General features: G+C 57.0%; 6 protein-coding genes and 1 pseudogene. All 7 read left to right on the forward strand.

The window, feature by feature from the left end; translation table 11 throughout:
- Nucleotides 1–650, forward strand: a pseudogene (locus AB4043_RS20825) (arabinose isomerase); the annotation flags it as partial.
- Between the two features lie 40 nt (nt 651–690).
- Nucleotides 691–2,187: a GH39 family glycosyl hydrolase gene (locus AB4043_RS20830; protein WP_442300019.1), complete on the forward strand. Its 1,497-nt coding sequence runs from the start codon at nt 691–693 to the stop codon at nt 2,185–2,187.
- Nucleotides 2,188–2,292: 105 nt separating this feature from the next.
- Nucleotides 2,293–2,607 (forward strand): L-rhamnose mutarotase, encoded by a 315-nt coding sequence (locus AB4043_RS20835; RefSeq protein WP_442300018.1) that lies wholly within the window; start codon nt 2,293–2,295, stop codon nt 2,605–2,607.
- 370 nt (nt 2,608–2,977) lie between these two features.
- Nucleotides 2,978–3,130 carry a hypothetical protein gene (locus AB4043_RS20840; protein WP_442307965.1) on the forward strand — a complete coding sequence of 51 codons (153 nt, stop codon included), beginning with the start codon at nt 2,978–2,980 and terminating at the stop codon, nt 3,128–3,130.
- Between the two features lie 277 nt (nt 3,131–3,407).
- Nucleotides 3,408–4,610 carry a S41 family peptidase gene (locus tag AB4043_RS20845; protein ID WP_442300015.1) on the forward strand — a complete coding sequence of 401 codons (1,203 nt, stop codon included), beginning with the start codon at nt 3,408–3,410 and terminating at the stop codon, nt 4,608–4,610.
- A 105-nt stretch (nt 4,611–4,715) separates the two neighbouring features.
- Complete coding sequence (locus tag AB4043_RS20850) at nt 4,716–5,102, forward strand: hypothetical protein (RefSeq protein WP_442307966.1); 387 nt, start codon at nt 4,716–4,718, stop codon at nt 5,100–5,102.
- Nucleotides 5,036–5,940: penicillin-binding transpeptidase domain-containing protein (locus tag AB4043_RS20855; protein ID WP_442307967.1), on the forward strand; the 905-nt coding region annotated here is incomplete at its 3' end. The genes AB4043_RS20850 and AB4043_RS20855, both read left to right, overlap by 67 nt.

Genomic DNA, 5,940 nt, shown 5'->3' on the forward strand with positions numbered 1-5,940 from the left:
CCGCAGCCGCGCTGGATCAGCTTGTGCGCCGCAAGGGAATCGACATGCTGGCGTACTACTACAGCGGTTCCGGAATACCCGAAAACGAGAACACCATGAGCTCCATCATTCTTGGCACGTCGATGCTGACAGGGAGAGGTGTGCCTGTTGCCGGTGAGTACGAGGTGAAGAACGTCCTCGCCATGAAGATTCTGGATGAGCTTGGCGCCGGAGGATCATTTACCGAGTACTACGCCATGGACTTCACTGACGATCTTGTTCTGATGGGGCATGATGGCCCGGGGCATCCACGCATTGCTCAGGAAAAGATCCGTGTGCGCCCGTTACCCGTGTACCACGGCAAGGTGGGGCGCGGTCTCTCCGTAGAGATGGCGGTGAAGCACGGGCCGGTCACGCTGCTCTCTGTGGTTGAGGACAAGCAGCATGGCTTTCGTCTTCTGGTCGCGGAAGGCGAGAGTGTGCCCGGCCCGATTCTCGAGATCGGCAACACCAACAGCCGTTACCGATTCCCGATTGGCGCCCACCGATTTTCTGAGGCGTGGAATGCCCAGGGACCGGCACATCACTGTGCGATCGGTGTCGGTCATTTGGGAGATCAGCTTAGAAAGATTGCAGCTCTGATGAACCTTGGTTTTCATCAGGTCTGTTAGTGAGTTTCCTTAACAACGAGATGTCTGGACTGGAGGAATCATGAAGAACACTCTTGCGGCCGTCGCCCTGACAACTGTCTTTGGCTGGGGCCTGCTGCACGCTCAACAGGCTACGGTCTCCGGCATCAAGGTTGACTGGACGAAGACCGCCGTCACATCGAATGCCACCCCCGCATACCAGGTTGTGGTGAACCCCATGCTGGAGCGAGGGGCAAAGATGCACGATGGCAGCTTCAAAGCAATCGCTACGATCGGCGCGGACTACGTCCGCTATGTCCCGTGGCTGCCGTATCCGAAGCTTGCCGTCGCAGAGCTCGAGCCGCCGACGAAAGAGAAGACCTCGTGGGATTTCTCCCTGATCGACCCAATGGTGGAAGACCTGATGAAGGCAACGGCGGGGCATTCGGTCATCATGAACTTCAGCACCATGCCAGCCTGGCTATGGAAGACAGACAAGCCGGTGACATACCCTGCCGATCCGAATCAGGTCTACTGGACCTATACGCGGGGCACCGAGATCAACGACCCCACCTATAAAGAGGCGGCTGATTATTATGTGCGTCTGCTCTCCTGGTATGAGAAGGGCGGCTTTACCGATGAGAATGGGAAGTTCCACAAGAGCGACCATCACTATAAGTTCGCGTACTGGGAGTTGCTCAACGAGATTGACTTTGAACATCACTGGACGCCGCAGGAGTACACCCGCTTCTTCGATGTTGTGACTACGGCGATGCGAAAGGTCGATCCGGACCTGAAATTTGTCGCATGTGCGTCGGCGATCCCAGCGAAGCACGGAGAGATGTTTCGCTACTTTCTCGATCCAAAGAATCACGCGCCTGGAACACCGATCGATTTCCTGAGCTATCACTTTTATGCCTCGCCATCCAAGGGAGAACCCTTCGAGGCGATGCAGTACACCTTCTTTGACCAGGCTGACGGCTTCCTGAATATCGCGAGGTATGTGGAGCAGATCAAGCACGAGCTTTCGCCTGGCACCAAGACAGATTGGGACGAACTGGGAGCCATTCTGCCGGAAGATGATGACAGCAATCATGGCAAGAAGACACCGGAGGAGCCGGCGCTGTATTGGAATCTGACAAGCGCGATGTATGCCTACCTTTACATTGAGGCAGTCAAGTTAGGGGTTGACGTTGTTGGGGAGTCTCAACTGGTGGGATATCCGACGCAGTTTCCAAGTGTGTCGATGATGAACTACAACACCTCGGAACCAAATGCCCGTTTCTGGACACTCAAGCTGCTCAAAGATAACTTCGGTCCAGGTGACCGCTTTATAGAAACCTCGGGAGGAAACAGCGATATTGCCATTCAGGCGATCCAGACATCGGCCGGCAAAAAGGTCCTGCTGGTCAATAAGCGTCAGAAGGCAACGAGTGTCGAACTTCCTGCGGGAACGTTAGTGCAGTCGATCACCTACACGGCTCCGTCAACCGGCGATCACGAGGCTGCGACCGGAAAGCCGCAAGGCAATGTGGTTTCTCTAGAGCCCTTCGAGGTTGCTGTCATCACTGTGCAGTAAGTCATCTCGGGCGGCTGCCTCTGCAGAGGGGATAGCCGCCCGCAAGATACAATTTGCCTCGTCAGGTCTCGAGCCCTGACGATTACGAGAAGGTGACTTAAGTAAATGCAGCGAGTCTGTTTCACACTGAAGCTTCGCGCCGATAGGTTGGACGAGTATGTTGAGCGGCACAAGCATGTCTGGCCGGAGATGCAGGATGCTCTGCGCGCAACGGGATGGAAGAATTACTCACTCTTCCTTGGACCGGGAGCAACCCTGATCGGCTATGTTGAAGTCGAAGACTTCGGAAAGGCCGTAGAAGGGATGAAGGCCTTTGAGGTGAACGAGCGCTGGCAGGTTGAGATGCTGCCGTTCTTTGAGACAGACGGCAAGGCGGATGACGCGATGCGCCCTCTTGTGGAAATCTTCCATCTCGATTAGTTATCTCACTTCGGTGGAGAAGGGAAGCGAGTCCGCCGTACTAAGGTGAAACTTATCCTTTTCACATAAATTCAATGTTGTTTGGTCCTCGGGGTGCATAATAAAGAACCCGGTGGAGGTGGGCTCATGGCAAAACTGACAATCGAATTCGCAGGCTCCGTTCAGGTGCTTACATGTGAGTGCGGTTACAGTGCCGGCARCATGCCGAAGGAGTGCCCCCAATGCCATCAGCGATTTGACCATGTAGAGATGTGGACCCCTCATGGTGAGGTGATCACCGCAGCCTCGCTGCCGCCTTCTATGCAACGACCTCTCGATAACGCTGGCCTGCATTTACCTTACGTGGATGGCGGCCGAGTACGAGATACGAATGACGGTGGGGGAATATAGTGCCTCACTGCTTGAAGCCGAGGCAGAGAGCTTTTCTTCCAGCGAGGAAGAGGCGGAGTGCCTTCGGGATCTCGCCCGGCTTCACCGCGAGATGAAAGATGTAAAGGCCGTCCGCATCTGGCGCGAACATTAAAACGTAATCGATAAGTTCGAGATAGCCAATGGATCGCGTACGCCGTGTCCTTTACCCGCTCAAGATATTGGTGGATTCCATTTTGGGCTGTCGAGAGTAGCAAGCCTATTATTTCCAGCAACTTGCGTCGTAAATCTTAAACCATCCAGTAGGTCGGATGGGCAAAATTCTGGTTTCCGCACGGCCACCAAGCGGGAGTATGCTATTTCTACCCCGCCGCGTCTAAAAGCCAAGCGCGCGGTCAGCTCGTATCGTTTTTGCCGGAGAAGGTTCCCTGATGCCCCGTATCCCTAAGATTTTGCTCCTCCTTGCTTCAGTCGCACTGGTGCTGACTGTTTTTCTGGGTGCTAACGCCACTGGCGTAAGCGCGGCCAGCGACCCGCAGGAGAACGCTTACCGGCAGATCAATGTTTACAGCGAAGTTCTGAGCCATATTCAGTCCGACTATGTGGAAGAGCCGAACATTCCGTCCGTGACCAACGGTGCGCTGCGTGGACTGGCGGAGTCGCTCGATTCGGAGTCCGGCTACCTCTCGCCGGAGGAGAACAAGTCCTACAAGACATTGAAGGGAGGCAAGGCCCAGGTTGGAATCAACGTCTCCAAGCGCTATGGCTATGCCACTATCGTCAGCGTGGTGCCGAACAGCCCTGCGGACAAGGCCAATCTGAACGACGGCGACATCATCGAGTCCATTAGCGACAAGTCGACCCACGACCTCTCGCTGGCTTCCATCGAGATGATGTTGCGCGGTGAGCCCGGCACGACCGTGACCATCGCTGTGGTCCGTCCTCGCAAGGCGGCTCCGGACAAGGTTGATCTGACCCGCGCCATGACGCCGCTGGCTCCGGTTGCGGAGACCCTTTACGAGAACTCGACCATTCTGTACCTCAAGCCCGGCATCCTGGACCGTGATCATGTCTCGCAGATCGAAGGCAAGCTGAAGGGACTGAACAAGGGTGGCAACAAGAAGCTGCTCCTGGATTTGCGCAATGTTGCCGACGGCGATATGGCCGAGGCGCAGCGCCTGGCGAATATGTTGCTGAAGTCCGGAACTATCAGCGTGCTGGAGGGGCAGAAGTTCGCCAAGCAGACCGTGACGGCTGATCCTTCGAAGACGGTCGCCGAGAAGGCTCCTGTGGTGGTTCTGGTCAACCGTGGTACTGCTGGTGCGGCCGAGCTGGTAGCGGCTGCGCTGCAGGATAATAAGCGTGCTGAGGTCGTAGGTGAGAAGACTTTCGGCATCGGCAGCCAGCAAAAGACCTTTGACCTGCCGGACGGCGGCGCTCTCATCCTCTCCGTGGCCAAGTACGCCACGCCCGCAGGGAAGAAGATTGAGGATGACGGAGTGACTCCCGGTGTCCTGGTCGCCGGAGCCATCGATGATGGTGAGGACGACAATGCGGCTCCTGCAGCTCGCAAGGACCAAGTGGACGATCAGCTCTCGAAGGCGCTGGAGATCCTGAAGAACAAAGCCGCTTAAGCGGGAAGAACAAAGCCGCCTAGGCGAAAAGAATAAGCCCGCCCTAGTATCACGGGCCGCATCCCAGGATCTATGGGATGATCTTCCATAGGCAGTGCTACGTCCGTGAACTCCATCTTTACTGAAGACCCGCGGCAGACACATCGTCCTAACCTGCGGACGCGTCGTGTCGCCGCGCGCACGCGCGCTGTGATGCGACGCGGCGCCTTTATCGGTCTGCTGGGGATCTCCGCCCTCTTCGGCTCTCTCTGCGGCTTGATGCTGGTCTATTCCGTTGACCTGCCGCAGATGCAGGACCTCGAGCGGTATCGTCCCAACACCACGACGGAACTCTACGACATTCACGGGAAGCAGTTTGGCTCCTTCTCGCTGGAGCGGCGTGTGGTTGTGTCATACAGCGAGTTCCCGCCGATTCCGAGGCAGCGTTGCTGGCTGCTCTGCCCAAAGGGCCGGAGTATTACTCGCCGGTGCGGCATCCTGACCGTGCGCTGAAACGCCGCAACCTGGTGCTGAGCGAGATGCAGCAGGATGGATGGATTACCGAGGCCGAAGAGGCTCGGGCCAAGGCGGCTCCGCTGGGTCTGAAGATTGAGCCTCCCGCAAACTCGGTCGCTCCATACTTTGTGGAAGAGGTCCGCCGCCAGCTCGAACAGCAGTTCGGAGCGGAAGAGGTGCACGGTGCCGGCCTGCGCATCTACACAACGCTCGATTACGACCTGCAGGTGGCTGCCAACCACGCGGTGCTAAACGGTGCGGCTGCCTATGAACGCCGCCATGGTTGGAAGAACCGTGTACAGAACATCATTCTTGCCGGCCAGGATCCAGCAGCCTATGTGCATCCCGACTGGACCATGCCCATCGAGAAGGATACGTACTTCCATGCTCTGGTAACGGATGTGAGCGAGAAGGAGATTCGTGTACGAATCGGCCAGCGCGAAGCCTATATCGAGCCCGCGGACTGGGCATGGACGCAGCTGAAGACCGGCGACGCCCTGCTGAAGAAGGGCGATATCGCTTATGTCCGCATCCTGGCCGCCGAAGGGGAGAAGGGAATCCATGCTGCGCTGGAACAGGATTCCGGAGCACAGGCTTCTCTGATGGCGATGGACAACTCGAACGGCGAAGTGCTGGCCATGGTTGGCGGCCGCGACTTCTCCTTGTCGCAGTTCAATCGTGCGACTCAGGCGGAGCGCCAGGTGGGTTCTTCGTTCAAGCCCTATGTCTATACCGCAGCGGTGGAAGCCGGCACCAAGCCAACGGACCATGTTCTGGACGTGCCGACAACCTTCTCTACTCCCAGCGGACCGTATACACCGCACAACTACGAGCC

The sequence above is a fragment of the Terriglobus sp. YAF25 genome, assembly GCF_052113305.1.
Classification (GTDB): domain Bacteria; phylum Acidobacteriota; class Terriglobia; order Terriglobales; family Acidobacteriaceae; genus Terriglobus.

What these genes read in the sequence shown, in the direction of transcription:
- AB4043_RS20830 (WP_442300019.1), top strand. Translation starts at nt 691, where the DNA reads ATGAAGAACACTCTTGCGGCCGTCGCCCTGACAACTGTCTTTGGCTGG.
- AB4043_RS20835 (WP_442300018.1), top strand. Translation starts at nt 2,293, where the DNA reads ATGCAGCGAGTCTGTTTCACACTGAAGCTTCGCGCCGATAGGTTGGAC.
- AB4043_RS20840 (WP_442307965.1), top strand. Translation starts at nt 2,978, where the DNA reads ATGACGGTGGGGGAATATAGTGCCTCACTGCTTGAAGCCGAGGCAGAG.
- AB4043_RS20845 (WP_442300015.1), top strand. Translation starts at nt 3,408, where the DNA reads ATGCCCCGTATCCCTAAGATTTTGCTCCTCCTTGCTTCAGTCGCACTG.